This is a genomic window from Helicobacter pylori, from assembly GCF_014496485.1.
GTDB lineage: Bacteria > Campylobacterota > Campylobacteria > Campylobacterales > Helicobacteraceae > Helicobacter > Helicobacter pylori_DD.
Genome location: NZ_JACTAX010000015.1, coordinates 1 through 24,855 on the forward strand (window position 1 = coordinate 1; position 24,855 = coordinate 24,855).

At 38.8% G+C, this 24,855-nt stretch carries 25 protein-coding genes and 5 pseudogenes; 10 read left to right on the forward strand and 20 right to left on the reverse strand.

Annotated features, from left to right (window positions below):
- Nucleotides 1-212 precede the first annotated feature (212 nt).
- Entirely contained in the window at nt 213-659 is a 447-nt protein-coding gene (gene queF / locus IC572_RS07150) for a preQ(1) synthase (protein WP_187855649.1), read from the reverse strand.
- Between the two features lie 58 nt (nt 660-717).
- On the opposite strand from queF, the gene rsfS reads away from it, so the two are divergent.
- Genes rsfS through IC572_RS07165 form a run of 3 tightly spaced genes read left to right on the forward strand, consistent with a single transcriptional unit; the run spans nt 718 to nt 3,073 of the window.
- On the forward strand, nt 718-1,059 hold the full coding sequence (rsfS, locus tag IC572_RS07155) for a ribosome silencing factor (protein WP_001076136.1): 342 nt from the start codon (nt 718-720) through the stop codon (nt 1,057-1,059).
- Between the two features lie 7 nt (nt 1,060-1,066).
- A complete protein-coding gene (miaA, locus tag IC572_RS07160; protein WP_187855681.1) occupies nt 1,067-1,963 on the forward strand; it encodes a tRNA (adenosine(37)-N6)-dimethylallyltransferase MiaA in 897 nt (298 codons plus the stop codon).
- Nucleotides 1,964-3,073 (forward strand): glycosyltransferase family 8 protein, encoded by a 1,110-nt coding sequence (locus IC572_RS07165; protein WP_187855651.1) that lies wholly within the window; start codon nt 1,964-1,966, stop codon nt 3,071-3,073. It begins immediately after the preceding gene.
- Between the two features lie 10 nt (nt 3,074-3,083).
- On the opposite strand, the pseudogene IC572_RS07880 reads toward IC572_RS07165, so the two are convergent.
- The 8 genes and pseudogenes from IC572_RS07880 to IC572_RS07210 all read right to left on the reverse strand — a co-directional run bounded on the left by IC572_RS07880 (nt 3,084) and on the right by IC572_RS07210 (nt 11,219).
- Nucleotides 3,084-4,046 (reverse strand): annotated as a pseudogene (locus IC572_RS07880) (adenine-specific methyltransferase EcoRI family protein).
- Nucleotides 4,027-4,882, reverse strand: a pseudogene (locus tag IC572_RS07180) (EcoRI family type II restriction endonuclease). Before IC572_RS07180 ends, IC572_RS07880 begins: the two co-directional pseudogenes overlap by 20 nt.
- A 3-nt stretch (nt 4,883-4,885) precedes the next feature.
- A complete protein-coding gene (locus IC572_RS07185; RefSeq protein WP_187855653.1) occupies nt 4,886-5,665 on the reverse strand; it encodes a UDP-N-acetylmuramate dehydrogenase in 780 nt (259 codons plus the stop codon).
- A 3-nt stretch (nt 5,666-5,668) separates the two neighbouring features.
- The gene (gene fliQ / locus IC572_RS07190) at nt 5,669-5,935 is read right to left on the reverse strand and encodes a flagellar biosynthesis protein FliQ (RefSeq protein ID WP_000445741.1); all 267 of its coding nucleotides are present in this window, start codon (nt 5,933-5,935) and stop codon (nt 5,669-5,671) included.
- Between the two features lie 10 nt (nt 5,936-5,945).
- The gene (fliI, locus tag IC572_RS07195) at nt 5,946-7,250 is read right to left on the reverse strand and encodes a flagellar protein export ATPase FliI (protein ID WP_187855655.1); all 1,305 of its coding nucleotides are present in this window, start codon (nt 7,248-7,250) and stop codon (nt 5,946-5,948) included.
- Nucleotides 7,251-8,165, reverse strand: coding sequence for a CpaF/VirB11 family protein (locus IC572_RS07200; protein WP_187855657.1), 915 nt, complete (start codon nt 8,163-8,165; stop codon nt 7,251-7,253). It abuts the gene before it with no gap.
- A 16-nt stretch (nt 8,166-8,181) separates the two neighbouring features.
- Entirely contained in the window at nt 8,182-10,944 is a 2,763-nt protein-coding gene (gene ileS, locus IC572_RS07205) for an isoleucine--tRNA ligase (RefSeq protein WP_187855659.1), read from the reverse strand.
- Nucleotides 10,945-10,964: 20 nt separating this feature from the next.
- Nucleotides 10,965-11,219, reverse strand: a complete 255-nt coding sequence (locus IC572_RS07210; protein ID WP_001217177.1) for an RNA-binding S4 domain-containing protein — start codon at nt 11,217-11,219, stop codon at nt 10,965-10,967.
- A 101-nt stretch (nt 11,220-11,320) separates the two neighbouring features.
- On the opposite strand from IC572_RS07210, the gene IC572_RS07215 reads away from it, so the two are divergent.
- Nucleotides 11,321-11,941 (forward strand): hypothetical protein, encoded by a 621-nt coding sequence (locus tag IC572_RS07215; RefSeq protein WP_187855661.1) that lies wholly within the window; start codon nt 11,321-11,323, stop codon nt 11,939-11,941.
- Between the two features lie 126 nt (nt 11,942-12,067).
- Here the strand turns inward: IC572_RS07215 and IC572_RS07220 are convergent, their stop codons facing one another.
- The 7 genes and pseudogenes from IC572_RS07220 to rsmA form a co-directional block, all read right to left on the reverse strand.
- Nucleotides 12,068-12,913, reverse strand: a complete 846-nt coding sequence (locus IC572_RS07220; RefSeq protein ID WP_187855663.1) for an outer membrane beta-barrel protein — start codon at nt 12,911-12,913, stop codon at nt 12,068-12,070.
- A 243-nt stretch (nt 12,914-13,156) separates the two neighbouring features.
- Complete coding sequence (locus IC572_RS07225) at nt 13,157-13,354, reverse strand: hypothetical protein (RefSeq protein ID WP_415751476.1); 198 nt, start codon at nt 13,352-13,354, stop codon at nt 13,157-13,159.
- A pseudogene (locus IC572_RS08015) lies at nt 13,305-13,424 on the reverse strand (hypothetical protein); the annotation flags it as partial. The pseudogene IC572_RS08015 and the gene IC572_RS07225, both read right to left, overlap by 50 nt.
- Nucleotides 13,425-13,566: 142 nt before the next feature.
- Nucleotides 13,567-14,640: a dual-specificity RNA methyltransferase RlmN gene (rlmN, locus tag IC572_RS07230; RefSeq protein ID WP_187855665.1), complete on the reverse strand. Its 1,074-nt coding sequence runs from the start codon at nt 14,638-14,640 to the stop codon at nt 13,567-13,569.
- The gene (locus tag IC572_RS07235; RefSeq protein WP_187855667.1) at nt 14,637-15,626 is read right to left on the reverse strand and encodes a KpsF/GutQ family sugar-phosphate isomerase; all 990 of its coding nucleotides are present in this window, start codon (nt 15,624-15,626) and stop codon (nt 14,637-14,639) included. The genes rlmN and IC572_RS07235 overlap by 4 nt, the downstream gene beginning before the upstream one ends.
- Complete coding sequence (locus IC572_RS07240) at nt 15,610-17,679, reverse strand: ribonuclease J (RefSeq protein WP_187855669.1); 2,070 nt, start codon at nt 17,677-17,679, stop codon at nt 15,610-15,612. The genes IC572_RS07235 and IC572_RS07240 overlap by 17 nt, the downstream gene beginning before the upstream one ends.
- 37 nt (nt 17,680-17,716) lie before the next feature.
- On the reverse strand, nt 17,717-18,532 hold the full coding sequence (gene rsmA / locus IC572_RS07245; RefSeq protein WP_187855671.1) for a 16S rRNA (adenine(1518)-N(6)/adenine(1519)-N(6))-dimethyltransferase RsmA: 816 nt from the start codon (nt 18,530-18,532) through the stop codon (nt 17,717-17,719).
- 249 nt (nt 18,533-18,781) lie between these two features.
- Here rsmA and hpnL point away from each other — a divergent pair.
- Both hpnL and IC572_RS07250 read left to right on the forward strand, forming a co-directional pair.
- A pseudogene (gene hpnL / locus IC572_RS08020) lies at nt 18,782-18,928 on the forward strand (nickel-binding protein HpnL); the annotation flags it as partial.
- The gene (locus IC572_RS07250) at nt 18,861-19,064 is read left to right on the forward strand and encodes a hypothetical protein (protein ID WP_415751477.1); all 204 of its coding nucleotides are present in this window, start codon (nt 18,861-18,863) and stop codon (nt 19,062-19,064) included. The pseudogene hpnL and the gene IC572_RS07250, both read left to right, overlap by 68 nt.
- Before the next feature lie 189 nt (nt 19,065-19,253).
- Here IC572_RS07250 and IC572_RS08025 read toward each other — a convergent pair whose 3' ends face one another.
- From IC572_RS08025 to sppA, 4 genes are all read right to left on the reverse strand, one after another.
- Nucleotides 19,254-19,385, reverse strand: a complete 132-nt coding sequence (locus IC572_RS08025; RefSeq protein WP_232263358.1) for a cag pathogenicity island protein — start codon at nt 19,383-19,385, stop codon at nt 19,254-19,256.
- A 447-nt stretch (nt 19,386-19,832) separates the two neighbouring features.
- On the reverse strand, nt 19,833-21,023 hold the full coding sequence (locus IC572_RS07260; protein ID WP_187855673.1) for a restriction endonuclease subunit S: 1,191 nt from the start codon (nt 21,021-21,023) through the stop codon (nt 19,833-19,835).
- A 41-nt stretch (nt 21,024-21,064) separates the two neighbouring features.
- A complete protein-coding gene (purU, locus tag IC572_RS07265; RefSeq protein ID WP_187855675.1) occupies nt 21,065-21,946 on the reverse strand; it encodes a formyltetrahydrofolate deformylase in 882 nt (293 codons plus the stop codon).
- Between the two features lie 2 nt (nt 21,947-21,948).
- The gene (sppA, locus tag IC572_RS07270) at nt 21,949-22,827 is read right to left on the reverse strand and encodes a signal peptide peptidase SppA (RefSeq protein ID WP_187855677.1); all 879 of its coding nucleotides are present in this window, start codon (nt 22,825-22,827) and stop codon (nt 21,949-21,951) included.
- 70 nt (nt 22,828-22,897) lie between these two features.
- Here sppA and IC572_RS07275 point away from each other — a divergent pair, with 70 nt between their 5' ends.
- The 4 genes and pseudogenes from IC572_RS07275 to IC572_RS07290 all read left to right on the forward strand — a co-directional run.
- Nucleotides 22,898-23,146 (forward strand): hypothetical protein, encoded by a 249-nt coding sequence (locus tag IC572_RS07275; RefSeq protein WP_127994416.1) that lies wholly within the window; start codon nt 22,898-22,900, stop codon nt 23,144-23,146.
- Between the two features lie 219 nt (nt 23,147-23,365).
- Nucleotides 23,366-24,079 carry a toll/interleukin-1 receptor domain-containing protein gene (locus IC572_RS07280; RefSeq protein ID WP_187855679.1) on the forward strand — a complete coding sequence of 238 codons (714 nt, stop codon included), beginning with the start codon at nt 23,366-23,368 and terminating at the stop codon, nt 24,077-24,079.
- 8 nt (nt 24,080-24,087) lie between these two features.
- On the forward strand, nt 24,088-24,576 hold the full coding sequence (locus tag IC572_RS07285; protein WP_078271124.1) for a hypothetical protein: 489 nt from the start codon (nt 24,088-24,090) through the stop codon (nt 24,574-24,576).
- A 9-nt stretch (nt 24,577-24,585) separates the two neighbouring features.
- Nucleotides 24,586-24,855, forward strand: a pseudogene (locus IC572_RS07290) (hypothetical protein); the annotation flags it as partial.

The window sequence follows — 24,855 nt, forward strand, 5'->3', positions numbered from 1 at the left end:
ATTAGCCGATAATCTTGGTAACTATGGACTACGAGATGAGGGCGATGAGGATTTAGCCGATAAAAACGAGGGCGAGGCTGAAAATTTAGAAAACTAAACCCCCCCATGTGGGGTGGCTCTTTTTTTTGATCTTTTATTTTTCTTTTTTCATTCTCTCTAATTTGTCCGTTTAATTTGGAAAGGCTTTAATCTTAAAACCCTATCTTTGCGTGTTATTTCGCATCCAAAAGGCGTTTTTCTTTAAAGTCTTGGTATTCTTTGATCGCATAATTCACAAAGGGCTTGATCGCAATCCCGCCCCTAGAGGCAAAATCCCCACACACTTCCAAATACTTTGGCTCTAGCAATTGGACTAAATCTAGTAAAATCGTATTAATACAGCTCTCATGGAAACTCCCATGGTTTCTGTAACTGAATAAATAGAGTTTTAGAGACTTGCTTTCTACCATTTTATCTTTAGGGATGTAGCGGATAAAGATCACGCCAAAATCCGGCTGGGAAGTGATCGGACAAAGGCTTGTAAATTCCTTGCATTCTAAAGTGATTAGAGGGTCTAAATTGGGGTTTGGGTTAGGGAAAGCTTCTAGTAAATCGCTGTTGTATTCAAAAATATAGGGCGTTTTAGCGCCTAAGGATTTGAGGTTTGATTCAGGGGTCATTAATCTTCCTTGATTTGAGTTATAATAAGGTTATTTTAACCCATTTTTTAGGAAACTCATGAACCAACGCATAGAAATGATTACGGCTCTATTAGATGAAAAAAAGGCTTTTGATATTACACACATTGATTTGTCTAAAACCCCCTATTTGGTAGAAGATGTCATTATCGCCACCACGCTAGCGAATAAGCATGCCCTTTCTTTACTAGACGCACTTAAAAACACCCTTAAGCCGTTAGGCGAAGTCTTTTACCAAATAGATGAGTCTAATGAAGAGTGGATCATTTTGGATTTAGGGGATTTGATGATCCATCTTTTCACCGAAGAATGCCGTAAAAAATTTGATTTGGAAGGGTTTTTGAACGCTTATAAAAGAGGGATTCCTTATCAAAACGCCTAAGAAACTCATCGCGCTTTTAGGGCCTAGCGGGAGCGGGAAAAGCGCTCTTTCTATTGAATTAGCCCAAGAATTGGACGCTGAAATCTTTTCTTTGGACTCTTTGAGTATTTATAAAGAGATTAATATCGCTTCGGCTAAACCGAGCCTAAAAGAACGAAAAAATATCAAACATTACGCCCTAGACTACCTTAACATTGATGAAAAAAATAATGCCCCTCTTTTTAAAACCCTTTTAGAGGACACCATGAGAGTGTCTTCTAAAGAGATTTTACTCATTGTGGGGGGGAGCAGTTTTTACTTAAAGTCCATTTTAGAAGGTTTGAGTAGCATGCCAAAACTGAGCAATGAAGAGGTTGTAAAAATAGAGCGAGAAATTGCCACTCTTTCTAACCCTTATATGTTTTTAAAATCCATTGACCCTAACATGGCTTTTAAAATCCATCCAAACGACACTTACCGCATCCATAAGGCTTTAGAAATCTTTTATGCCACCCACACGCCCCCAAGCGAGTATTTTAAGGCTAACCCTAAAAAACCCTTTGAGCATGCCATCTCGTTATTCGCTCTGTCTATTGAAAAAAGCGCGCTCCATAACAACATCAAACAGCGCACCAAAAACATGCTTGATTGCGGCCTTATTGAAGAAATCAAAGCCCTCTATACCCAATACCCTAAAGATTCGCAGCCTTTTAAAGCCATAGGCGTTAAAGAGAGCATTCTTTATTTAGAAAAACGACTCACTTTAAAGGAGCTAGAAGAAGCGATTATTTCTAACACCATGAAATTAGCCAAGCGCCAAAACACTTTCAATAAAACCCAATTCAATAACCTCTACATGGGGGGCGTTGAAGAAGTTAGGCATGCGATTTTAAAACACTCAAAAAGCGATACAAGGGAGCGATAAATGGATACGCAAACTCCGCAAAATCAAATTATCCCTATTTTTATGAGTTTTGATAAGAATTACGCGCTAGGGGCAGGCGTGAGCCTTTATTCGTTACTCTCCCATGCGAGCAGGCACACGAGCACGATAGACTTTAGCCTCTTAAATCAAAATAACAAACTTTTAGGCGCTAACATCATGTATAAAATCCATTGTTTGATTAAAGGGGTTACTTTAGAACAGCAAAACAAGCTTTTAAAAACCCTTGAGCCTTTTAAAAAATTCGCTTCATTAGAGTTTATAGACATCAATTCGCTGGATCATTCCATAGAAAGCTATCTCAATGAGTCTTGCTCCAAGCGTTATGGTGGGCTTCTTGTTTTGTGCCGGCTTTTGCTCGCTTCGCTCTTCCCTAATTATTCTAAAATCATTTCCATAGATGTGGATACGGTGTTTTTAGGCGATGTTGCAAGCGCTTATTTTGCGCTGGATAACGATCCCACTAAGTTGCTTGGCATGGTGAGAGACACTTTTTCCCACCTTCCTTTTGAAGCTTTTTGTCATTTTATTGAGCGGACATGCAAGAAGTTTAAAATGGATTTTTCACGCTTTAGCCCAAACGAATTAAAACGCATCCATCAAGGCTTTAACATGGGCTTTTTGGTAGCGAATTTAGATTTGTGGCGCGAAAATGGGTTTGAAAAGATCGCTTTAGAGTTTTTAAAAACTAGAGGGAAAGACCTTTTCTACCCTGAGCAGTGTTTAATCAATATGGTGTTTTTAGAGCGTATTTTAGAATTGCCTATTTATTATAATTGCTATTCTGACTTTTTCAAAGAGCACTACCCTAAAAACATCATCATGCTCCATTTCATCAAATACAAGCCGTGGCGTTCTGTGAGTTCTTTGAACGGGCGTTTGATTTGCTATGAAGCTGAAGCGGGTTTTTGGCTTGCAAACCTTTTTTGCACCCCTTTTAAAAACGATTTTTTTAAAGAACGCCTTGAAATGGCTAAAGACCAACAAATGCAATCTTTTAAAACCCACATCCGATCAAAAACGATTAGATCTTATTTGGGTTTCAGGATAAAGACTTTTTTAAAGTCCTTTTTTTGTAAGACTAAACATTAAGAATACACCTTTAGTAATCTTTTTTATGTCTAATTAAAACTCTAAAATAGGGGCATTTACCATTCACGGACAAATCCTTACCATCATTTCCCTTCCTAAAACCAATAATCTCAAACTGCTTAGGATTAAATTTGTGTAAAAAAGTTATAGGGACTCCCATAGAACCCCTATAGTCCAAAGGTATATCTATGGTTCTATTCACATTAATTCCATCAAAATTATCGTATAACTCATACTTATTTTTATTGTATTTTTTTGTGAGTGGCAATATCTCATGCCTTTTTTTATAATCTAAATTTGTGAGCCATAAGCAATTATTAGGAGAGATTAAGCGATTGCCTAAGCTATCAATTTTAGTTTCTGTGCCATAAAGTTCATAATGTCTTGGAACAATAAAACTTGAAATCCCTCGACCAAGATGCATGCCTAACCATACTTTATTATTTTTAATTAAGTAAAAATGTTTTTGTATGTAATTGCATTGATATTCCCAATAATCAAAAACTTCTTGCTGTGTTCGATCAATTGTGCTACAAACTCTCTAAAAAGCGAAAAAGGTGGATTAGTTACCACAACATCTGCTTCTTTTAGTAATTGAATACTCTCCTTACTGCGAAAATCACCGTCTCCTTTGAAAAAATTCAACTCATTAATGGTTGTTTGCCAATCCTTTTTCCCTTCATATTCGCAATAAAATCCTTTTGAGTTTTGGTTGCTGCCACTAAATATTTTTGGTTCCACATAACAAGCAGAAATCAATTTTTTAAGCCCTAGTTCTTGAAAATGAACAAAAAAATATTTGAAAAAATTACTCACCCTTGCATCATCACAATTACAAAAAAACAACTTTATTTTTAAAATGTTATTTATAGTATTGCAACTCATTTTCTATATCTGCCAATTGTGTATAAAATTCATCGCTTTTTAGCTTCTTAGCTTTTTGCAATATTTGATTAGTCGCTTTTCTTGACATTGTTTTTACCAACAATTTGATTAAAAAGTGAACTACCTAAGACTTTAAGAGAAGTTCTAGCTACTTCAAGCATGATTTCAAACATTTTATTTAAATCCCATCTTTGTCCATCTTCTTATGTGTAAATAGAAATAGCCTGTAACATAATAACTCTATCTTTATGCTGAACAAACTTGTTTTGACATAAATTTTGATTGACAGGCATTCCGTAATTAGCTGCCGTTAATTTATCCAATCTATTAAGAACTCCAGAATTATACTCAAGAATTACTACCCTTCCATCAGGTCTTTTTACCGATATGGTTTGAGTTAAAAAATTAGAGCCTTCTAAAAATAAAATGTTAAGGAAAATGCAATTCTTTGAGCATAAAATTAGCCATTTCAGCAATATTTTTATACGCTCTTTCTATAGCATTCCCAGCTTGCATTAAATCTTGATTACTGTCTTTACCCACCAATATTCCTTTTTGAATATTTTCTATATCTTTTCCTTGATGTTTGGCTTCTGTTATCAATATAACTCTCCAATTTCCATCATCATCTTTAACTTCAATGATACCTCCATCAGGTTTTATCTTAGAGCTTTGAATAAACAAGGTCTTTCCAAGTTCATCATCAAGCCCCTGCAATACAGAATTAATTTCTCTCTTAGTTATGCTTGCTCTGTGCCTAAACGATAAATTCTTAAATTCATTTTCAAGTTTTTGCATAACAAGTTTAGAGATACTGCTCACACCCATATCGTGCAATCTAGCCTCATCGGTAAAAATATTCGCAACACCTAAAGACTCTTTATGTTGTTTGCTCAATCTTTGAGATTGATTGTTCTTAGCCATTTTCTATCTCAAAATTTTCACTTCTTCTTCTAAATGAATGCCGTATTCTTGTAACACTCTGGTTTTGGCGAGTTCTATCAAATCCAGCGCTTCTTCAAATTCCGCACCCCCCAAATTCACCAAAAAATTCGCATGCTCTTTGGCAAAGCCCACTCTTTTTAAGCAATAACCCCTTAAGCCCACGCCCTCTAAAAGCCTGCCCGCATGATCGTTAGGCGGGTTTTTGAAACAGCTCCCAAAATTAGGCAATTTGGGGTGGCTTTTACGCATGCTTTGACACGCTTTTAAAACCTCTTCTCTAAAACCATGCGTTTTTTTAAACCTCGCTCTTAAAACAACGCCGCTAAACCCGCTACTGCGATAGCCCAGCCTCAAAGCTTCTTTTTCTAGCCATTGATTATTAACGCAAGCGCTTTCTAAAACGTTTTTGATTTCAAATTCTTTCATGCCAGCATTCATTTTAACTAACGCCCCTAAAGTGCCAGGCAATTGCCCTAAGAACTCCAAACCCTCTAAATCATGCGCCCTAAAATAATTAAAAATTTTAGAAGAATTCGTCGCTCCCCCTACCTCAACCCACTCACCCTTATCGCAAATATAATCGTAGTTTTTGCCTAAAAGGGCGAGATTTTTCGCACTAGGAGCGATTAAAAGGTTGTTCGCTAAACCGATAATCTGGTGTTCTTGAGAGATTTCATCATCGTTTTCTAAAACGCTCACTTTTAAAGGCGTGCCGATTTTCACGCTGCTGTAACGGGAAAAATCAATGGTTTTTTCTAGCATTTACTAGCCTATGATTTTAGGAATGAGCTTGATTAAGGTTTTAGTGTAATCTAAAAGCATGTTAGTCATCCACGGCATGGTTAAAATCAGCACCCCAATCACCGCTAAAATCTTAGGCACAAAAGACAAAGTCATTTCATTGATTTGAGTGGTCGCTTGAAAAATACTGACTAATAGCCCCACCACTAAGCCCGCTAGTAATACCGGTAAAGAAATCATCAAAGTGATTTTATAAGTCTCAATGGCGAGTTTCATGAGTTGTGATTCCATAACATTCCTTTTATTTTAAGATTTCTTCTAATTGCTGAGAGCTTTGTTCAAAAGGCTGTAAAGCGTTTTCATCTTGCGCTAAAAACTGCTCCATTAAAGCCTTTTTCTTAATCGCTTCATCAAGCTCTTTATCGTTCCCCATTTGATAAGAGCCGATGCGAATGAGCATTTCATTTTCTTTCAACAACGCATACAAACGGCGGAATTTTCTCGCGCAAAGGTTTTGAGACTCACTGATGATGTCTTTAGCCACCCTTGATGCGGAGTTTAAAATATTAATAGGCGGGTAGATCCCATAATCGGTCAATTCCCTGCTTAAGACGATATGCCCATCTAGAATACTCCTGGCTTGATCGGCTATGGGATCGCTCAAATCATCGCCCTCTACTAACACGCTAAAAAAAGCCGTGATGCTCCCCTTATTTTCTTCCTTACCCGCTCTCTCCATTAATTGAGGTAATAAGGAAAGCGCGGATGGGGGGTAGCCTTTGGAAGTGGGCGGTTCGCCTAAGGCTAAACCGATTTCTCTTTGAGCCATAGCGAAACGAGTCACTGAATCCATGATGAATAACACGTCTAGCCCTTGGTTTTTAAAATACTCCGCCACGCTCATCGCGCAAAAGGCCCCGTATTTGCGCATCAAAGGGCTATCATCGCTTGTAGCGACCACCAACACGCAAGAGCTTAAATCCCCTTTCAGGTTTTTCTCTATAAATTCAGGGATTTCTCTGCCCCTTTCCCCAATCAAAGCGATCACTTTAATGGACGCTAAGCAACCCCTAGTGATCATGCCCATTAGCGTGGATTTACCCACCCCAGAGCCGGCAAAAATGCCCAGTTTTTGCCCCTTACCGCAAGTCAAAAGCCCATCAATGCTCTTCACCCCCACGCTAAAAACCTCATCAATCAAGCCTCTTTTTAAAGGGGCTATAGGCGTTGTGATCACAGGCGCTAATCGCTCATAATCCAATGCCCCCTTATTGTCAATGACTTGCCCTAAAGGGTTAAGCACCCTCCCTAAAAGATTACGGCCCACAGGGAAATTCAACCCCTCTTTTAAAAACAGCACCTTATCGCCAGCCCTAGCCCCCTCTATGAAGTTAAAGGGCGTGAAACCAAACTGCTCTTTTTCTGCCACCACCACCATTCCCACGCATTCGCTGCCATCGCTTTTTTCAATCTTCACCACATCGCCCACAGAGGGGTTAAAACCATCCGCATAAACGATATTGGGCATGATTTTTTTCACGCTCCCATAGCGAGGCGATAGTTCAAAATGCTGATTCAAGCGGTTTTTTAAGGATTTTAGGGGCATTTAAAGCTCTCTAGTCCATAAGACTTCAGCGATTTGGCGCTCATTATTGATTCTATTCACATGCACGATCACATCAATCGCGCTTTTAAAATACGCTCGCATCAAATCCTTGTCTAAGGCATGCGCATAACGCATGCTCAAATTCAGTGAAAGGGCTTCTAAAGTGTTTTGAGCGCTATTAGCATGAATGGTTGAGAGCATGCCCTTATGCCCGGTGTTTCCTAAACGCAAAAAAAGCGCCGCATTCCTAGTATCAATCTCGCCCACAATGAGCCTGTCCGGGTTTAAGCGCATGGCCATATTGAGAGCGTCTTCATAATTAAAGCGCGTGTTCTCTTGCTTGCCCACTAAAAGCCCCACGCAATTGCTGAACGCTTTTAAATCCAATTCTTGGCTGTCTTCAACGCTCACCACCCTTTCATCTTTATTGACGCAATCTAAAAGAGCGTTTAATAGGCTTGTTTTACCGCTTGAAGTCTCCCCACTAATGAGAATGTTATGCCCTTTTAGGGCTAAATTTTTCAAACTTTTTGGATCGCTTGCTTTAAAAGTGAAATCCTCTAAACTTAAGGGCTTAAGCCTAGGCACACGGATATTGAGCGTGATTTGATTGTTCGTGGTGATGCTGAAGTGATTCGCGCTCACCCTATAACGCGTGAAAGGGATAGAGCAATTTAAAGTGGGGTGCTCTTCATCAAAAAATAACCCCCTAAAACTGGCCAATTGCTCGCAAAATCTCAGTAAAAACGCCTTATTAAAAAGCGCATGCCCTCTTTTTTCTCGTGTGTTATCGATCTTATAAAGCCAAAGCTCTTGCTCGGTATTGATGATAAGCTCGGTGATCCCGCTTTCTAAAAATGGGGTGAAATGGCCAATTAGGGCTTGTAAAACTCTATGGGTTTGTAAAGTTTCCAAAAGCCCTATCCTTTTATCATCGCTCTTTTAAAACCTCTTCACAGCGCTTGCAAGGGGTGTTTTCTAACTCGCTTTTAAAACGCCAACACCTGGGGCATTTATAAAAGGGGGCTTTAAAGAGCGTGAATGCTGGCGTTTCGCTCAATTTTTCTTTTGCAATCCCCACAAAGCTCACCATCAGCAATTCTTCTATCAAATTTTCACACAACGCTTTTTCTTTCACCTCAATAGCGCATTCTAACGAATTTTTAACCACGCCTTCTTTTTTCAATCGGTCTAACTCTTCATTAAAAGCAGAGCGCAAGGCTAAAACGGCTTCAAAATTTTCTGGTTTTTTAAACTCTTTAAGGTGGAGTTTTTCTAAAACGCTAATGCCTTTTAAATCAAACACATCTTTGGCTTGTAAAAACGCGCAAAGCACCTGGCTATGCTCTAAAACTTCTTCAATCGTGTGCGTTAAAATCGGGGCTAAAAAGTAGCACAATTGGCTAGCCACAGCGAGTAAGACCATTTGAATGGCTTGGCGTTTTTCATTATTTTTGCTATCGCAATACAAGCTATCCTTACAAGCGTCTAAATAAATCCCGCTCAATTCATTGGTAACAAACGCCATTAAAATATTCAAGCCCTTCACCAAATCATGCTCTTCAAACGCGCTATTGACTCCAGCGCTTATCGTTTCTAAAGCCTCTAATACAAAATGATCTAAAGGGCTAAAGTCATGGGGGCGTTCTAAATTTTTGAGATCCATATCGCTAAAATTGGCGAGTAAGAATTTAAGGGTGTTACGGAATTTTTTATAATGCTGTTCTGTTTGAATGAAAAAGGTTTGAGAGACTCTCAAATCGTTTTGATAGTCATTAAACGCTACCCACAAACGCACCACATCGCTCCCATGCTTTTTGAGCAAGTTGTCCAAAGACACCACATTGCCCTTAGATTTACTCATTTTTTCGCCCTTTTCATCTACGATAAAGCCATGTGTAATGACCTTTTTAAAAGGGGCTTGATTATTTAAAACACAACCGATTAAAAGCGAGCTTTGAAACCACCCCCTATGCTGATCGCTCCCTTCTAAGATCACATCGCTAGGGCTTTGCCCCTTTTCTCCATGACAGTCTTCTAAAACCGCCTTAAAGGTGCTACCGCTATCAAACCACACGTCTAAAATGTGCATGACTTTTTCATAATGCTTGGCGTCCTCTTGATAGCTAGGGGGTAACAAATCCTTTACGCTAGACTCCCACCACACATCACAACCTTTTTTTTCAAAAAGATTGGCCACATGCTCTAAAACTTCGCTTTCAAAACAAGGCTTATTCGTGCGTTTGTCTATGAAAAAGGCCAGTGGCACGCCCCATTTTCTTTGCCGGCTCAAGCACCAATCAGGGCGGTTTTCTATCATGGTTTTTAGGCGGTTTTTCCCGCTACTTGGCACAAATTCCACCCTTTCAATCGCATCTAAAGCCACTTCTCTTAAGGTTTTTTGAGAACCATCATTTTGCATGAAAGGCTCATCCATTAAAATAAACCATTGCGTGGTCGCTCTGTAAATCACAGGCTTGTGCGTCCTCCAGCAATGCGGGTAGGAATGCTCAATCTCTTGCTCTAGCAATAAAGAATCGCCCAATTGCTCTATAATGCGTTTTTGAGCCTTAAAAATGTGTTCGCCCAGATAGCTTTCATCTAATAGTTGGTTATGGATAATGCCCTCATCATAGCAACCCTTTTCATCTACAGACATTAACACTTCTAAATGGTATTTTAAGCCCAGATAGTAGTCCTCTTCACCATGCCCGGGTGCGGTATGCACGGCTCCTGTGCCGTCTTCTAAACTCACATGATCTCCTAAAACCACCAGCGAATCCCTTTGATTGAGCGGGTTTGTAGCCACTAAGTATTCTAAATCATTGGAATTAAATTCATGCGTGATCGCATTATCCACCACCCCTAAAGCGGCTAATTTTTCATGCAAGGCTTTAGCGACTAAATAGCCTTTTTGGGTGAGTGCATAAACAGCGTCTTTTTTCAAAGCGATCGCCACATTCGCATACAAAGTCCAAGGCGTGGTCGTCCAAATCACCAAGCTCGCTTTTTTGACTTTTAATTTTTCTAAACCCTCCTTTTTCAAATCAAACGCCACAAAAATGGAGGGCGATTTTTTCATCTTGTATTCCACTTCAGCTTCCGCTAAAGCGCTCTCGCATGCATAACTCCAATAAATAGGCTTGTGGCGCTCTTTCAAAAGCCCTTTTTTAGCCACTCCCACTAAAGCCCTATAAATGCTCGCTTCAAATTTAAAATCCATGGTTTTATAAGGATCTTCAAAATCCCCCAAAACGCCTAATTGCAAAAACTCGTTCTTTTGGATTTCTAAAAACTTCTTCGCATGATCTCGGCACTTTTCTCTAAACAGTGTGGGGTTTTCTAGGCTCGTTTTTTCTTTTTCTAATCGCTCTAAAATTTGCTGCTCAATGGGTAAGCCATGACAATCCCAACCGGGCGTGTAATAGATTTTATTCCCTTTAAAATATTCCCTTTTAATAACAATGTCTTTTAAAATCTTATTTAAGGCATGTCCTAAATGCAAATGCCCGTTCGCATAAGGCGGCCCGTCATGCAAAGTGAAATCCCCATGGTTACCTTTCCTATTTTGCATGCGTTTGAACGCTTGTTGTTCTTGCCATTTGGCGTAAGTTTTAGGCTCATTGACGCTCAAATTCCCTTTCATAGAAAAGGTGGTTGTGTTTAAGTTTAAGGTGTCTTTGTATTCTTTCATTATGTTTATCCTTTGCTTTATTATTCTTTTGTTTTAGGAGCGATATAAAGGTGCGTGTCTTTTCGCGGCACATTTTTTAAAGTGGGGATTTGTAAAATCGTGTATTCTTCTATCCCTTTTAAATAATGCAAGCTAATCACATCGCCTGTTTTCACTTCTTTACTGGGCTTAGCGCAACTCCCATTGAGCCACACCGCCCCTACGTTGCACATATCTGTCGCCAAAACGCGCCGCTTCACTAAACCCACTGATTGTAAAAATTTGTCTATTCGCATGCGTTTATTTTACCCTATTCTTTAAGTTTTTATCCATAACTTATAAGGGTTTTAGTTTTAGCATGTTAGCATTCAGCCACCACTCTTTTTAAGGAATTTGTTTGAAGTTTCAAATTGTGAGTTTGTTAGCCACTCTTTTATTAGCCTCTTGCTTGCCCCCTAAAGGCCATCATTCTGGTTTGGTGAATCTTTATATCGCGCATCAAGGCCAAAGCGTGCGCACTTATTGGCGTAAAGTGGATAGAGGAGTTGTCGCCAAGCACAATGAAACGCTTGAAAAAAACCCTAAAGCAAAGCTCAAAGACCCTAGGGGGCCTTTATTCATGCTAGGGAGTAATCGTTTCATGCTTTTATGGAAAAACCGCTACGCTTTAGCCAAAGTCCAATCGTTCAAACTAGAGCCTGGGTTTTATTACTTGGATTCTTTTAGCGTGGAAACTCAAAAAGGCATCTTGCAAAGCGCCCCCGGCTATTCATACACCAAAAATGGCTATGATTTCAAAAACAACCGTCCCTTTTTCCTGGCCTTTGAAGTCAAACCTGACAGCACAATCATTCTTCCTAGCGTGGAATTGAGCCTGATTAAAACCCCTAGAGGCTTTTTAGGGGTGTTTTTATTTGACAACAACGAAAAGGGAGCTAATGCCCCATGGATTGAAGGGAGCTTGAATTTAAAGCTTAAAAACGCTTCTTTTAAAGACGCATGGGAGTTGGAACAATGAAGCATGAAGCAATCACTCGCTTTTCGTAAGCTCTTTATGATTAGATTATAAAAAATGCTTAAAGCATTTTTTAGATTTTGTTATCCCTATTCAATTGGAACAAAGCCATTAAATTTTTAAAAACTTTTAAAATCGATAAACATAATCCGCGCCCCAAGTAACATAGCTTTCAAAAATGCCCCTGGGGATTTTTGCTTGTAAAACCCTCACACTTTCGCAACTCTTTAGCTTTTTTAAAGAACAACTAGGAGCGTCGCCATGGATGCTTGCGCTCAATTCTAGCGTGTGGTGTTTATCGCCCATTCTTAGCCCTAACGAGCCATAGCCCTGAAATTGCACCAATTGCGCTAATATATTACCAAAATCTTTAAGAACATTGGCCGTTACGCTCTCACCCCCTAGCCCAGCCCCTATAAAATAACCGATGAAAAACTTCTCATTTTCATACACATTGTGTAAAAAATCTAACAAAAAGCTGTAAGTTGACATTGTTATCATACCACCATTAAAAAAAGAAACAGGACTTATTGTGTCTATGGGTATCACTCCAAATAAGTATTGTTGGTATTTATCTTTTTCCATGTAATTACCCGCTTTATAGGAATATTGGAACCCTCCCCTAACGCCAAAACCCATTTTTTTAATCTTAACAGGAGCGATATACTGATACCCCACCTTAAAATTAAAGCCGTTTAAGATTGTGCTGGGATCTTTTCTTTCTAAGAGTCTTCCACCAAAATTGAAGTCATAGTGACGTAGCAAAACAAAACTATCTTTATAAGCTAAATTCCATGAAAACATCCCGCTATAGCCAAGACCGGCAAAAAAAGCGCTTTTATCCGCTCTTTGATGTTTAGCCTTAGCTTTTTCTTTCGCTAAAGCTTCTTGAACTTTCTTTCCAACGAGTTCATTAAGCACGCCCTCATCTATAGCATGGCTAAAATGAAACCCTAGCACAGAATACAGAGCCAAAAATAAAAATTTCTTATTAGGTTTTAAAAATGGGGGGGGTAACTCGCATATCCTTTCCTTGATTGAAAAATTGTTTTAATATCTTGAATATTGTAAAACATTGAAGCTTAAATTAAAAGTCTTAACAATATTATTGGATAAAAAATTACTTTTTATAGGCATTGGTGAGTATTTTTAACATTAATGAGCGTTTATAAAAATAAAAATCAAGCGTGTTGGTTTGATTGGATTTAATGGGTTTGATTAGAATGGGTTAGAATGGAATGATTGTATCTTAAAGTCAAAGCCAGAGACAACCCTAGTCAAGTTGCCCCTAGCCACACCGATATTACTCGTGATGCCCGTGGCAGCAACCTTCTTCTTGATGATGACTGTCGCTAGTGCTACAACAACCTTCTTCATGATGAGAGCTGTGGTGGTGATGGTGGTGTTCGCCGCCATGATAGTGGTGGTGGTGTGTGTGGTGGTGATGGTGGTGGTGCCCGCCGTGTTGTTCTTCATGGTGTGCCATGATGACTCCTTTGATTAAAAATTTAAATTCTAGCTCACTAGCTAGGATTTCATTTTACAGTATAAAATCTAATCAATTGTTAATGGAAGAAATTTTGACGCTAATTTTTAATCCATATCCCATAAATTTTGAAAAAGAGTTTTCAAATTTGCTGAGAGAGCTTTTTCTCCCTCAATTGCCCGCAAGCCGCTTCAATATCCAAGGCTTTAGACTCTCTAATGGTGCATAATAAACCTTTGGAATTTAAAAAATCCGCAAACATTCTAGCGCTCTCTAAGCTGGGGCGCTCAAATTTAGAGCCTTCATGCGGGTTGAATAAAATCAAATTCACTTTGGATTTAATGCCGTTTAAAAGTTTTAGAAGTTTTTTAGCGCAGTCCAGGCTATCGTTTAGATCTTTGATCAAAAGGTATTCAAACATCACTCTTTTGCGCTGCTCTAAAGGCCATTTCCTCACTTCATTCAAAACGCATTCAATATTGTATTTTTTATTCAAGGGCATTAAAGATGAGCGCGTTTTGTCATCTACGGCGTGTAAGGATATGGCTAATTGCACGCCTAAGTTTTTGCCCGCTAAAATGGGGATTTTATCGGCTACGCCGCTAGTGGAAATCGTGATTCTTTTAGGGGAAATTTGCATGCCGGTATTAAAAATCTCAATCGCTTTACACACCTCATCTAAATTGTTCAAAGGCTCGCCCATTCCCATAAAAACAATGTTGAGCGCTTTTTCAATGGGGAGGTTATTGTCTTCTTTAATGAGTAGGGCTTGCTGGATAATCTCGCTCGCTTTTAAGTTCCTTACAAAACCGCCTTTTTGAGTGAAACAAAACGCGCAACCCACTTGACAGCCGATTTGACAAGACACGCATACGGTGTATTTTTCCCCCTCTAAAATGGCGTTAGTCTTTTCATCAATCTTTTTGTCTTTCATTTTCAACAACACCGCTTCAAAAGTGTGGTTGTCCCTTAAAGATTTAAAAAGGTATTTTTTAGAGCCATCAACGCTCTTTCTCACATGCGTGATTTCTATCGTGCGCAAAGTAAATTCTTGCTCTAAATAAGCGATAAAATCTTTTGAAAAATTATTTTGCATGTCTTTAAAACTTGTTTTATACTTCGCATAGAGCCACAAATAAAGCTGTTTAGCCCTAAAGCTTGGCTTTAGAAGCTGGCTCAATTCATCTAAAGTGAAATCATAAATACTAGTTTTCATGCTTTAAGCCCTAATTCTAAAAGTTGGTGCAAGTGCAAGACCCCTAAAACCTTATTGCGATCATCCACGCACACCAAAAGCTGAATCTTATGGCGCTCTAAAAATTCTAACGCTTCTAAAAGAAGGGCGTCTAAATTCTTAAAGCTTTTAGGCTTTAAAGTGGCAAAATGCTTCACCTCGCTCTCCAAACTAAGCCCTTTTAATAGCGCCCTACGGACATCGCCATCGCTCAACACCCCCACAAGCTCGTTAGCCTTATTGACTAAAATCGCGCTGCCTAATCGTTTTTCACTCATTTCTATGAGCGCGTCTTTAAAACTTGTGTTAGGGGCGATTAGGGGGAGGTTGGTGGTTTGCAATAAGTCTTTAACCTTGACAAAAAGTTTTTTGCCTAAAAGCCCGCCCGGATGAAAGGAGGCAAAATCTTCTTGGCTAAAATTTTTCGCTCGCATCAAGCATGCCATTAAAACATCGCCTAACGCTAAGGTTAGGGTGGTGGAAGTCGTTGGAGCGGTGTTGATCGGGCAAGCTTCTTTTTTGATTTTCAAGCTCAAATAATAATCGCCGAGTTTAGAGATCGAACTATTAGGGCTTTTAGTGAAAGTGATGATTTTATGGCTTAAGCGTTTTAAATGGCTCACCAGATTCAATAATTCTAAAGACTCGCCCCCATAGCTAATCATTAAAATCACATCGTTTTTTTCCACCATGCCCAAATCCCCATGCATGGCTTCTGTGGGGTGTAAAAACGCGCTCCTATTACCGGTGCTTAGCATGGAAGCAGCGATTTTTTGCGCCACTAAAGCGCTCTTACCCACGCCCACTATCACAAGCTTACCCCCTTTTTCTTGGCTTTTTAAAATGAGCTTGACAATGGCTTCTAAATCGTTGGGTTTTTGGAATTGTCCAACGCTTTCTAAAAGCGCGCTCGCTTCATCTCTTAAAACTTGTATAGCGGTAGCGTTACAATCAAGAAGAATGGGCATGACAAATGATAGCCGGGTATTTTCTGAACTTTTTAAAGAGTGCTTTTCTGATGAAATTACGAGTGTGATCTTCTAATTTTTTAGGGTTATTCAAAATTTCGGCGTTGCTGGATTTCAATAACACCTCTAATCCTCCTTGAATTTCTTTAATCAAATGCTTTTCATCTTTAAAACCCACAAGCCCTAAACTGGAAAATTGAGAGCTTTCTAAAAGCGCTTGCTTGTTTTTATTCACAAAAATCGTAGCCGCAAACACCCCAGCGCTAGCGACTTCTTCTCTTTGTTGGACGATGCTAGTGTCAATACTCAAATTGCTTTGGTTATCCACATAGCTTTTACCGCTTTTAATGGTGCCGACTTTTTTAATGAACGCAGGGCCAACTTCCACCTGATCGCCATCTTCCATTAAATAGATATTTTTTTCAGGCACCCCGCAAGCAATAGCGGTTTGTTTGTGGCGCGCGACATGGTTATATTCCCCATGCACGGGTAAGAAAAACTTAGGCTTAATGAGTCTTAGCATGAGCTTTTGCTCTTCTTGGGCGGCATGCCCGCTCACATGGATATTGTCAAATTCTTGATAAGCCACTTTGGCTTCTTTTTTGATCAAGAAATTCAACACCGCTGAAACGCTCGCTTCATTGCCAGGAATGGCTTTAGCGGAGATGATGACTAAATCGTTGGGTTTGATAGAAATGTGGCGGTGCTCATCAGTCGCCATGCGATAAAGCGCGCTCATGGTTTCGCCTTGCGAGCCGGTCGTTACGATTAAGACTTCATTATCCGGGTATTTAGCGACTTCATTGGCTTCAATAAAAGATTGATAAGGCAAATGGATATAGCCCAATTCTCTAGCGATGTCTAGGTTTTTTTCCATAGAGCGCCCGATCACAGCGATCTTGCGGTTGTATTTAATGCCGTATTGTATGGCTTGATAGACTCGGTGGATATTGCTAGAGAAGGTGCTCATAATCACCCTCCCTTGCGCTTCTTTAAAAAGGGTATCAAAAGCCGGCGCTATGGTGCTTTCACTCGGCGTAGTCCCGGATTTATGGGAGTTCGTGGAATCGCTTAATAAAAGCATCACCCCCTTTTCGCCATAGTGCGCCAAACGATACAAATCCGTAGGCAAATTATCCACCGGGGTGTGATCGATTTTAAAATCGCCGGTGTGAATGATCGTTCCCGCTTTAGTTTGGATCGCTAAAGCACTGCTGTCAATGATAGAATGCGTGATGTGGATCCATTCAATGATAAATTCGCCCACGCTAATGGGGCAACGCTTTTCTACGATTTTAAAATACGAGCGGTATTTTTTCAAACCATGTTCGTCAAATTTGCTCCCAATCAGCCCCAAACTCAAAGGCGTGCCATAAAGGGGGAATTGCAACTCTTTAAACAAATAAGGCGTGGCCCCTATGTGATCTTCATGGGCATGGGTGATGATAATGCCAGCGATTTTGTCCTTGATTTGGTGCAAGTAGGAAAAATCCGGGATTAAAATATCCACGCCAAAAAGCCCTTCTTTAGGGAAGCTCATGCCCGCATCAATCACGATCGCGCTTTTTGGGGTTTCAATGACCATCATGTTCCCCCCAATCTCGCCCAAGCCCCCTAAAGGCGTGATTTTAACGCTCGCTTTAGAGTTTAGATTCATCTTATAATGCGGGTTTAGATGCTCCACTTGGATCTTGTTATTCGCTTCAACGCCCCTTTTTAACTCCTTATGGAAGCCTAAAGTCCCTCTCTCATTCACATGCAAAATTTCCGTAACGCCCTCTACTTTGTTGCTATCCAATTCTTCTTGGGCGTAATTTCGTGTTTTGGCATGTTTTTGTTTGTGGTGGTTGTTTGGCTTTTTGTTGGGGCGATGCTCTTTTTTATGGTGCGAAGGCGCTTCATGGTTTGAAGACTCTGCGTTTTTTTGTGCGTTTTCTCTGAAACGCTTTTTGCGGTTGGTGAAGCGCTCAAACGCTCCAGCTCGCATCTCATCAGCTTTTGAATTTTCACTGCTGTTTTCATGGTTTTCATTGTTTTGGTTGTTATCCGTCATAACGATTATTCCTTTATTTCAATTTTTTAAAAAGGCATTAGCCTTTTAAAAGGTAATTTAAGAGCTTGAGATAATCTTTTACCTCAGACGCCCTCACGCTTGTTGGTTGGTTTTCTAACGCTAGAAAATCTAACACCTTATCAAGCTTTTCTCTATAAGAAACGCTTTTTTTAAGATTGTTTGAAAGCGTCTTCCTGGGAGATGAGAAACAAGCTTTCAAAAAATCTTCTAATGTTTCAAACCCTTTTTGTAGGGCTTCTTCAAAAAATGGCGCTTGGGCTAATGAAGCTAACGCCTTTTCTTTCAGCGGCTCTTTAATCACTTCAAACACGCTAGAAAACACCTTTGGAGGCGGGCTAAACGCGCTAGGCGGCACATCAAACAAAAGGGTAGCGTTCCCTATGGCGTGCACTAAAACGCTTAAGGCGTTCTGTGAATCTTTAGCGCAAAACTTGAGCGCCACTTCCTTTTGTGCCATCACCAATAAACCCCTGCATTTAGGGTCTTTGAGCGCGTTTAAAACAAGCCTGGTAGCGATATAATAAGGCAAATTAGAGATCAAAAAATAAGGCTCTTCTTCTTTTAAAAAAAGAGCGTCTTTTTCCACCAATTCTAATTGAAAAGGCTTTTTTTGTGCCTTTAGTTTTGATCGCATTTTCTTGCACAAATTGCTATCTATCTCATAAGTCTTTAAAGGATAGCGATCCAATAACCTGAGAGTCAAATCCCCTAGCCCCACGCCAATTTCAATTAACTTTAATGGGTTTAAGGGGGGCAAAGCATTAACGATTCTGTCTAAAAACGACTCGTCCGTTAAAAAATGCTGTCCTAAAGACTTTTTAGCTACTACCATAGCACGCTTTTAATTCCTAGTATTATACCTTAAAAAGGGGATTTATCTTTCCTTTTTAATGCAACTTCTTTATTATAGCTTTTTTCATTCAAAGATGTTGGTAGTTTTGACAACAGAAGCGCTTGAATTGGCGCTCGTATTAAAAATTAGTATTAAAATCTTTTTCGTTAATAATTGGTTAGATTTTGCATTATAAAATGAAATCCTAGCCAATGAGCTAGAATTTAAATTTCAATTAAAGGAGTCATCATGGCACACCATGAACAACAACACCAAGCACAACAACAGCAACAACAACAGGCTAACAGCCAACACCACCACCATCACCATGCGCACCACCACCATTACTACGGCGGCGAACACCATCACCATAACGCACAACAACACGCTGAACAACAAGCAGAGCAACAAGCTCAACAACAGCAACAACAACAAGCACACCAACAGCAACAACAAAAAGCACAACAACAAAACCAACAATATTGATTGTGGCGTTTGTGGGGGTGGCCTTAGGGCTACTCCTAGCTTTTAGCTCTTTCTTTTAATCCAGTAAATTTATCCATTTAAGCTAACTTTTTTAACTCCGTTGGATTTTTAAACTTTTAAAATCCCTCTTTTTGATGCTTGACAAATGGCTCTGTTTTCTGTCTAATAAAGATAAGCTTATTCATTGAGTGGTCATAATGGGGCGTAAAACTTTGTCTTGCGTATTTGGTGCGATCTAGGGGTATTTTAAGGGGGTTTGTTGTAGGATTTCATCACGCCCCATAGTTGCATTATGGGGCAAATCACGGTTAAAAGGGTTTATCATGCGAAGAAAACATGATAAAAACTCTTGGCTAGTATTATACATTAAAATCTCTTTTAAGGGGTTTAAAGTGGTCTTTTCTATAGAAAAGTAATATATTAGCCAAAGTTCCCCTAAGCTTTTAAGCTTAGGGGTTTCCTTGTGGGTGGTTTGTCCTTGACTTTTGGGGCGTTTTATTTTTAATCTTTTCATTCAATTTTTTAATCTTGTTTTAGCGTTTGTAAAATTAAAAGTTTTAAGGGGGTTTGTTGTAGGATTTCATCACGCCCCATAGTTGCATTATGGGGCAAATCACCTTAAAAGGAGCATGTTATGTCAAAGCCACATAACAAACGCTCTTGGAGATCATTATACTTTGAGTTTGCTTTTTTGGGGCTTAAAGTGATCGTTTCTGTGAAACGCTGATTTTTCTAAGAGCGTTCCCCTGAGTTTAAAAGCTTAGGGGTTTCCTTATAAGCGGGTTTGCCCTTGACTTTTGGGGCGTTTATTTGTTTAAACCCTGATTTTAGCGCTCATTAAATCGTGGTTTAAAGCTTTTTTGATGTTTTCAAATTGGCGTTTTTTGTTTTTAAGGCTAATGATTTCACTATCCAAAGCGCTTAAAATGTTAGCGATAGCGATTTGTTCGTTTAGGGGGGGTAGGGGGATTTCAAAATCTTCAATGGCTTTTTTGGATAAATTCAATTGCGAACTACCTTGACCTTGCATTTTGAAATATTTTTGATTTGCATTGATATACAATCTTAAAAATAAAATGTTGACACAATCATTCCTTTTTCTAAGTCTTCCCATGCGTTGGTTTAATACATAATCATTACTAGGAATAACTGCACAAAGTCCTAAAAAATCCCCATGAGCAACATCGCTTAAAACCATGACTATATCATCTTGTTTTAATGAATTATCATAAAAATTAACTCGTTTCATTGTATTTTTTAAATTGCCATCAATATCAATACTATTTAAACTGATTAGTTTAAAATCTCCATTTTCTACTATTAAAGTTTCATAAGCTCTTCCGTTGCCAAATTCGCATATATCCCCAAGCCTTACTTTTTGCCAAGCTTGATTGAAGCCTTTCAAGCGTTTTCTTTGGCTCAATAGTTCAAAGCTTAAAGCTTTTTTAACGCTTTCTTTTTTAAGAATGAGGGCGTCTAAAGAATAAAGATAACGATCCACATCGCTTAAAACGTTAGCGATAGCGATTTGTTCGTTTAAATCTTTGGGGCAGAAAACTTCTTTATTTTTAATTAAATCTACATTTAAATTTACTTGTGAGCCTTGTTGCCCACTTTCTAGCCATTCTTTTTCTATATAACATAAAAAATAATATAAGTAATTTAAATCTATTTTTGGATTTTCAAAAACTACAAAACCATCATGAATACAAGTATCAATTTTAGTGATAATAGGCTTACCAATTGTCGCGCACATGCTCATAATCAAACTATTTTGTTTGATAAACCTGCTTTTTTCAATGCCTTTTTTAGAAAGTTTTTGGGCTGTTTTGTATAAAAAACGGCTATTTTTTGAAATGTCTGAAATTCTTACCCACCCTACATTAGAATTAGTGCAAAACCATTTAGGATTTTCAATAGGTCTAGGTGATGCCCCTCTTTTAATTTCGGCAATATCCCCAAGCCTCACTCTTTGCCAATTTGAGGGCGTTGTCAATGCGTCCATGCGTTTATCCCAATAACCCTAAAGTGTCTTAATGAAGGCATTCAAAACACCACCGTTTTGTTTTCATGCACAAAGACTCTGTCTTCTAAAACGAGTTTTAAAGCCCTAGCCAAAACCAATTTTTCTATATCCTTACCCGCTAGGCGCATTTTTTCCACGCTGTAATTGTGGTTAATGGGCAGCGTGTCTTGTAAGATAATTGGCCCGGCATCAAGGCTTTCATTCACAAAATGCGCCGTGGCCCCAATGACTTTCACGCCCCTTTCAAACGCTTGCTGGTAAGGGTTAGCCCCAATGAATGCAGGCAAGAAACTATGATGGATATTGAGAATCTGATTTTCATAACGCTTCGTAAAATCATGGCTTAAAATGCGCATGTATTTGGCTAAAACGAGCAGATCCGCGCTCACTTTGTGTTTTAATTCCAGGTCTTTAATGATCGCTAAAACTTCTTTTTCATGCAAAATTTGATCAACACAAGGCGCGTAAAAATAAGGAATGTCAAATTTTTCCACTAAAGGGCGTAAAACCTCGTAATTAGAAATAACGCCTAAAATTTGAGCGTTCAATTCCCCCCCATACACCCTTAAAAGCAAATCCCCTAAGCAATGGCTCTCTTTAGTAGCGAGTAAAATAATGTTTTTTTTATGCGTTAAAATGACTTCAATCAGTAGCTCGCTAAAGTTTTCTAAGGCTTTAAAAAGAGCGGTTTTTAAGGATCGCTCTTCTTGCTCTTTAATTTCAGTATTCAAGGGCTTGATTTCTTTTTGGATTTTTAGCCGCATGAAAAAGCGCTGTTTTAAGGGATCAACAAATTCATCGTTTTTGACGATGTTATAGCCCTTGTTAGCGATAGTAGCGCTTATTGCGCTCACTAAGCCTTTAGAGTCTCTGGCTTGAATCTTTAAAATAAATTCTAACATCTTTATCTCATCAATAATTGATAGCCAAGCACTTGCGTGATGATATTTGACGCTGATTGCGTGGCCTTTTCAATGAAGCGTTCCATAGGGCTTTTTTCTAGCCAATAGGCTTTTTTAACCTTACTCAATTCCATTAAGCGATCTTGGGCTTGCTTAATCGTGCTGATTTTATCAATGAGTTTTAATTTTAGAGCGTTTTGAGCGCTAAAGACCTTCCCTTCAGCAAAATCCTTATAATCCTTAGCGTCTAATTTCCTGGCTTTAGCGACATCATTCACAAACATTTGGTATTGCTCATTGACTAAATTTTGCAAAAACTCTTTTTCGTTGGGTTTCCATGCTCTGGTGAAAGTGCCTATCTCTTTATATTCGCCCGCATGCACGCCTTGAGTGGCTACGCCGACTTTATTGAGCAAATTTTCCACATTCGCGCCTGAAAAAATCACCCCAATGGATCCTATCAAACTCGCTTTAGAGGCGTAAACTTCGCTCGCTTGCATGCCCGCATAATAGCTCCCGCTCGCCATAACCCCCCTAGCATACGCTAAAACGGGCATTTTTTGCTTCAAATCAGCGATTTTTTCGCTCAATTCCACGCTCGCTGACACAGCCCCACCAGGAGAATCAATCAACAATAAAACGCCCTTAATGCTAGGGGTTTTTAGGATTTTATCCACTTCTTTATCAAAATCCTCGGTGCTAAAAATCGCCCCATTTAAATAGAGTTTAGCGAGATTGGGTGGGGTGCTTGGCGCGCTTTCTTTAGCGCTAAAAAAGACTAATACAATCAATAACAGCACAAACGACTTGAAATACTTCGTGATAAAATCTAAAGGCATAATGATTAAAGCCTTAAAGATTTTTTGAATGAAACTCCACATGCAACTTTTCCTAAACTTAATATTTGACCATAAGAGTGTATTATACTTCAAATGTTTTAAGGATTAAATCATGGCGTGTAAATTTTGCCCTAAGATCAGAAAAACAGATTGGATTTTTATTTTAATCGCCGCTTTAGGTTTTTATTCAGTTAATAAGCTAGGGTATGCGCCCAAATTCAACGCCCCCACTCCAAAATCTTCACGCCCTATTGAAAAGCCTAACAATATAACCGAAGAAGAAAGGAAGAAGCGTTTTATAGAGCTGCAAAAAGCATGCTTACTCCATAAAGACAAAAAGGCATGCGAAGAGGTTTTTTAGATTGTTTTTGTTGGTTTTGCGCTTTTAGGGTCATGCTACTTGTAAATTTATACGCTCTTTTTGTTTGCAAAAAGGCTTTTTTTAGCGGTGGTTTTTAGTTATTCCAACACCCCCCAACACCCCAAAATTCAAGCGCTCTTAAGCTAAGTCTAAGTCTACTATAATCAAAGGATTTTAAAGGGAACTTAAAATCGTATTTATAATTTATAAAGGTTTAGAATGAATGAAAACATTAAAGAAATCATAAAAGCTTTTAAGGTTGATTTAGATAGTAGTAAAAATCAAATTATGTTAAAACCCATTGCACGCTCTTTTAACAGCCAAGCCCATCAAATTAATGAAGCGGCTGAAAAGATTCACGAACTCATTAAAAACGCCCCATATTCTAACGACAACATCGTTTTAAAACGCAATGAAATCAAAGAAGCCTTTTTTAGCCCGTTCAAACCGCAGTTAAAAAACGCTCAAGTGTTCCTCTCGCACTCGCATGCAGATAGGAATAAGGCTTTAGAGGTTAAAGACTATTTGGAAAGCCAAACAAAACGCAAAGTGTTTATCGATTCGCTTTTTTGGGATTATAAAGACGATGTCTTAAACGAATTAGCAAAATACGATTGTATAAGTAGGATTGAAGACGCTTTCACGCTCATTCTCAGAGAATCTTTACAAGATATGATTGAAAAATGCCCCTATTTTGTGTTTTTACAAAGCAGTAACAGCGTTTCTTTTAATCAAAATCTATTAAAAATCACTTATTCCGCATGGATTTATGAAGAATTAAAAATCGCTCATTCTATTAGTAAGGGCTACTTAACACTTTCGTTCGAACAAGAACAAGGACTTGAAATAAAAATTGAAAATGACATATCGCCATTTTTAAAAAGTTTTGAGACCATAACCCTTAACGAGCTATCGCAACAAATCAATTCATAGGAACAAGCATGTTTTTTAAAACTTATCAAAAATTACTGGGTGCTAGCTGTTTAGCGTTGTGTTTAGTGGGCTGTGGGAATGGCGGTAGCGGTGAATCGCCGATTGAGATGAGTGCGAATAGCGAGGGTGCGTTTCAAATCGACTCCAAAGCAGATAGCGTTACTATTCAAGGCGTGAAGCTTAATCGGGGTAATTGTGCTGTTAATTTTGTTCCAGAAGAGGCACTTGGATCGGCTGTTGTTTTAGGAGATCCAGTTACTCCAATCTCTATACAGGATTTTAAAGATATGGCAAGCGTTTATAAGATACTTAATCAAAAGGAAAGGTTGGCAAACATAGAAAATAAAATTTCTCAATTAGAGCAAAAGGGTTTGATGATGGAACCTCAAACCCTTAAATTTGGAGAAAGTTTAAAGGGCATTTCTCAAGGGTGCAATATTATAGAAGCAGAAATACAGACTAACAAAGGCGCTTGGACTTTTAACTTTAAGAGATAAATATCAAACATGGAAAATACCCCGAAAGACAGAGCAAAAATCCTTGTAGAAGAGCTTAAAATCTTGCAAGGCGTTATCAACAGAATGGCGCAAAATTCTTTAGAATGCAAAAAATGGACTCTCGCTCTTGTAGTTGGGGTTCTATCCCTTAAAATAGAATCGATTTCTAATTCTTATGGGTTATGCGTTTTAAGGGTGCTACTTCTATGTTTTTGGTTTTTAGACGCTTATTATCTCACGCAAGAAAGGTCATTCAGGGAGCAATACCAATGGCTGATA

Excerpts from the sequence above, each read along its gene's own strand:
- IC572_RS07240 (WP_187855669.1), bottom strand. The coding sequence starts at position 17,679 with ATGACGGATAACAACCAAAACAATGAAAACCATGAAAACAGCAGTGAA.
- rsfS (WP_001076136.1), top strand. The coding sequence starts at position 718 with ATGAACCAACGCATAGAAATGATTACGGCTCTATTAGATGAAAAAAAG.
- IC572_RS07225 (WP_415751476.1), bottom strand. The coding sequence starts at position 13,354 with ATGGCGGCGAACACCACCATCACCACCACAGCTCTCATCATGAAGAAG.
- IC572_RS07260 (WP_187855673.1), bottom strand. The coding sequence starts at position 21,023 with ATGGACGCATTGACAACGCCCTCAAATTGGCAAAGAGTGAGGCTTGGG.
- IC572_RS07285 (WP_078271124.1), top strand. The coding sequence starts at position 24,088 with ATGTTTTTTAAAACTTATCAAAAATTACTGGGTGCTAGCTGTTTAGCG.
- purU (WP_187855675.1), bottom strand. The coding sequence starts at position 21,946 with ATGTTAGAATTTATTTTAAAGATTCAAGCCAGAGACTCTAAAGGCTTA.
- fliQ (WP_000445741.1), bottom strand. The coding sequence starts at position 5,935 with ATGGAATCACAACTCATGAAACTCGCCATTGAGACTTATAAAATCACT.
- IC572_RS07165 (WP_187855651.1), top strand. The coding sequence starts at position 1,964 with ATGGATACGCAAACTCCGCAAAATCAAATTATCCCTATTTTTATGAGT.
- rsmA (WP_187855671.1), bottom strand. The coding sequence starts at position 18,532 with ATGGTAGTAGCTAAAAAGTCTTTAGGACAGCATTTTTTAACGGACGAG.
- ileS (WP_187855659.1), bottom strand. The coding sequence starts at position 10,944 with ATGAAAGAATACAAAGACACCTTAAACTTAAACACAACCACCTTTTCT.
- IC572_RS07210 (WP_001217177.1), bottom strand. The coding sequence starts at position 11,219 with ATGCGAATAGACAAATTTTTACAATCAGTGGGTTTAGTGAAGCGGCGC.
- IC572_RS07250 (WP_415751477.1), top strand. The coding sequence starts at position 18,861 with ATGCGCACCACCACCATTACTACGGCGGCGAACACCATCACCATAACG.
- IC572_RS08025 (WP_232263358.1), bottom strand. The coding sequence starts at position 19,385 with ATGTATAATACTAGCCAAGAGTTTTTATCATGTTTTCTTCGCATGATA.
- IC572_RS07235 (WP_187855667.1), bottom strand. The coding sequence starts at position 15,626 with ATGCCCATTCTTCTTGATTGTAACGCTACCGCTATACAAGTTTTAAGA.
- fliI (WP_187855655.1), bottom strand. The coding sequence starts at position 7,250 with ATGCCCCTAAAATCCTTAAAAAACCGCTTGAATCAGCATTTTGAACTA.
- IC572_RS07280 (WP_187855679.1), top strand. The coding sequence starts at position 23,366 with ATGAATGAAAACATTAAAGAAATCATAAAAGCTTTTAAGGTTGATTTA.
- rlmN (WP_187855665.1), bottom strand. The coding sequence starts at position 14,640 with ATGAAAACTAGTATTTATGATTTCACTTTAGATGAATTGAGCCAGCTT.
- queF (WP_187855649.1), bottom strand. The coding sequence starts at position 659 with ATGACCCCTGAATCAAACCTCAAATCCTTAGGCGCTAAAACGCCCTAT.
- IC572_RS07185 (WP_187855653.1), bottom strand. The coding sequence starts at position 5,665 with ATGCTAGAAAAAACCATTGATTTTTCCCGTTACAGCAGCGTGAAAATC.
- IC572_RS07275 (WP_127994416.1), top strand. The coding sequence starts at position 22,898 with ATGGCGTGTAAATTTTGCCCTAAGATCAGAAAAACAGATTGGATTTTT.
- sppA (WP_187855677.1), bottom strand. The coding sequence starts at position 22,827 with ATGTGGAGTTTCATTCAAAAAATCTTTAAGGCTTTAATCATTATGCCT.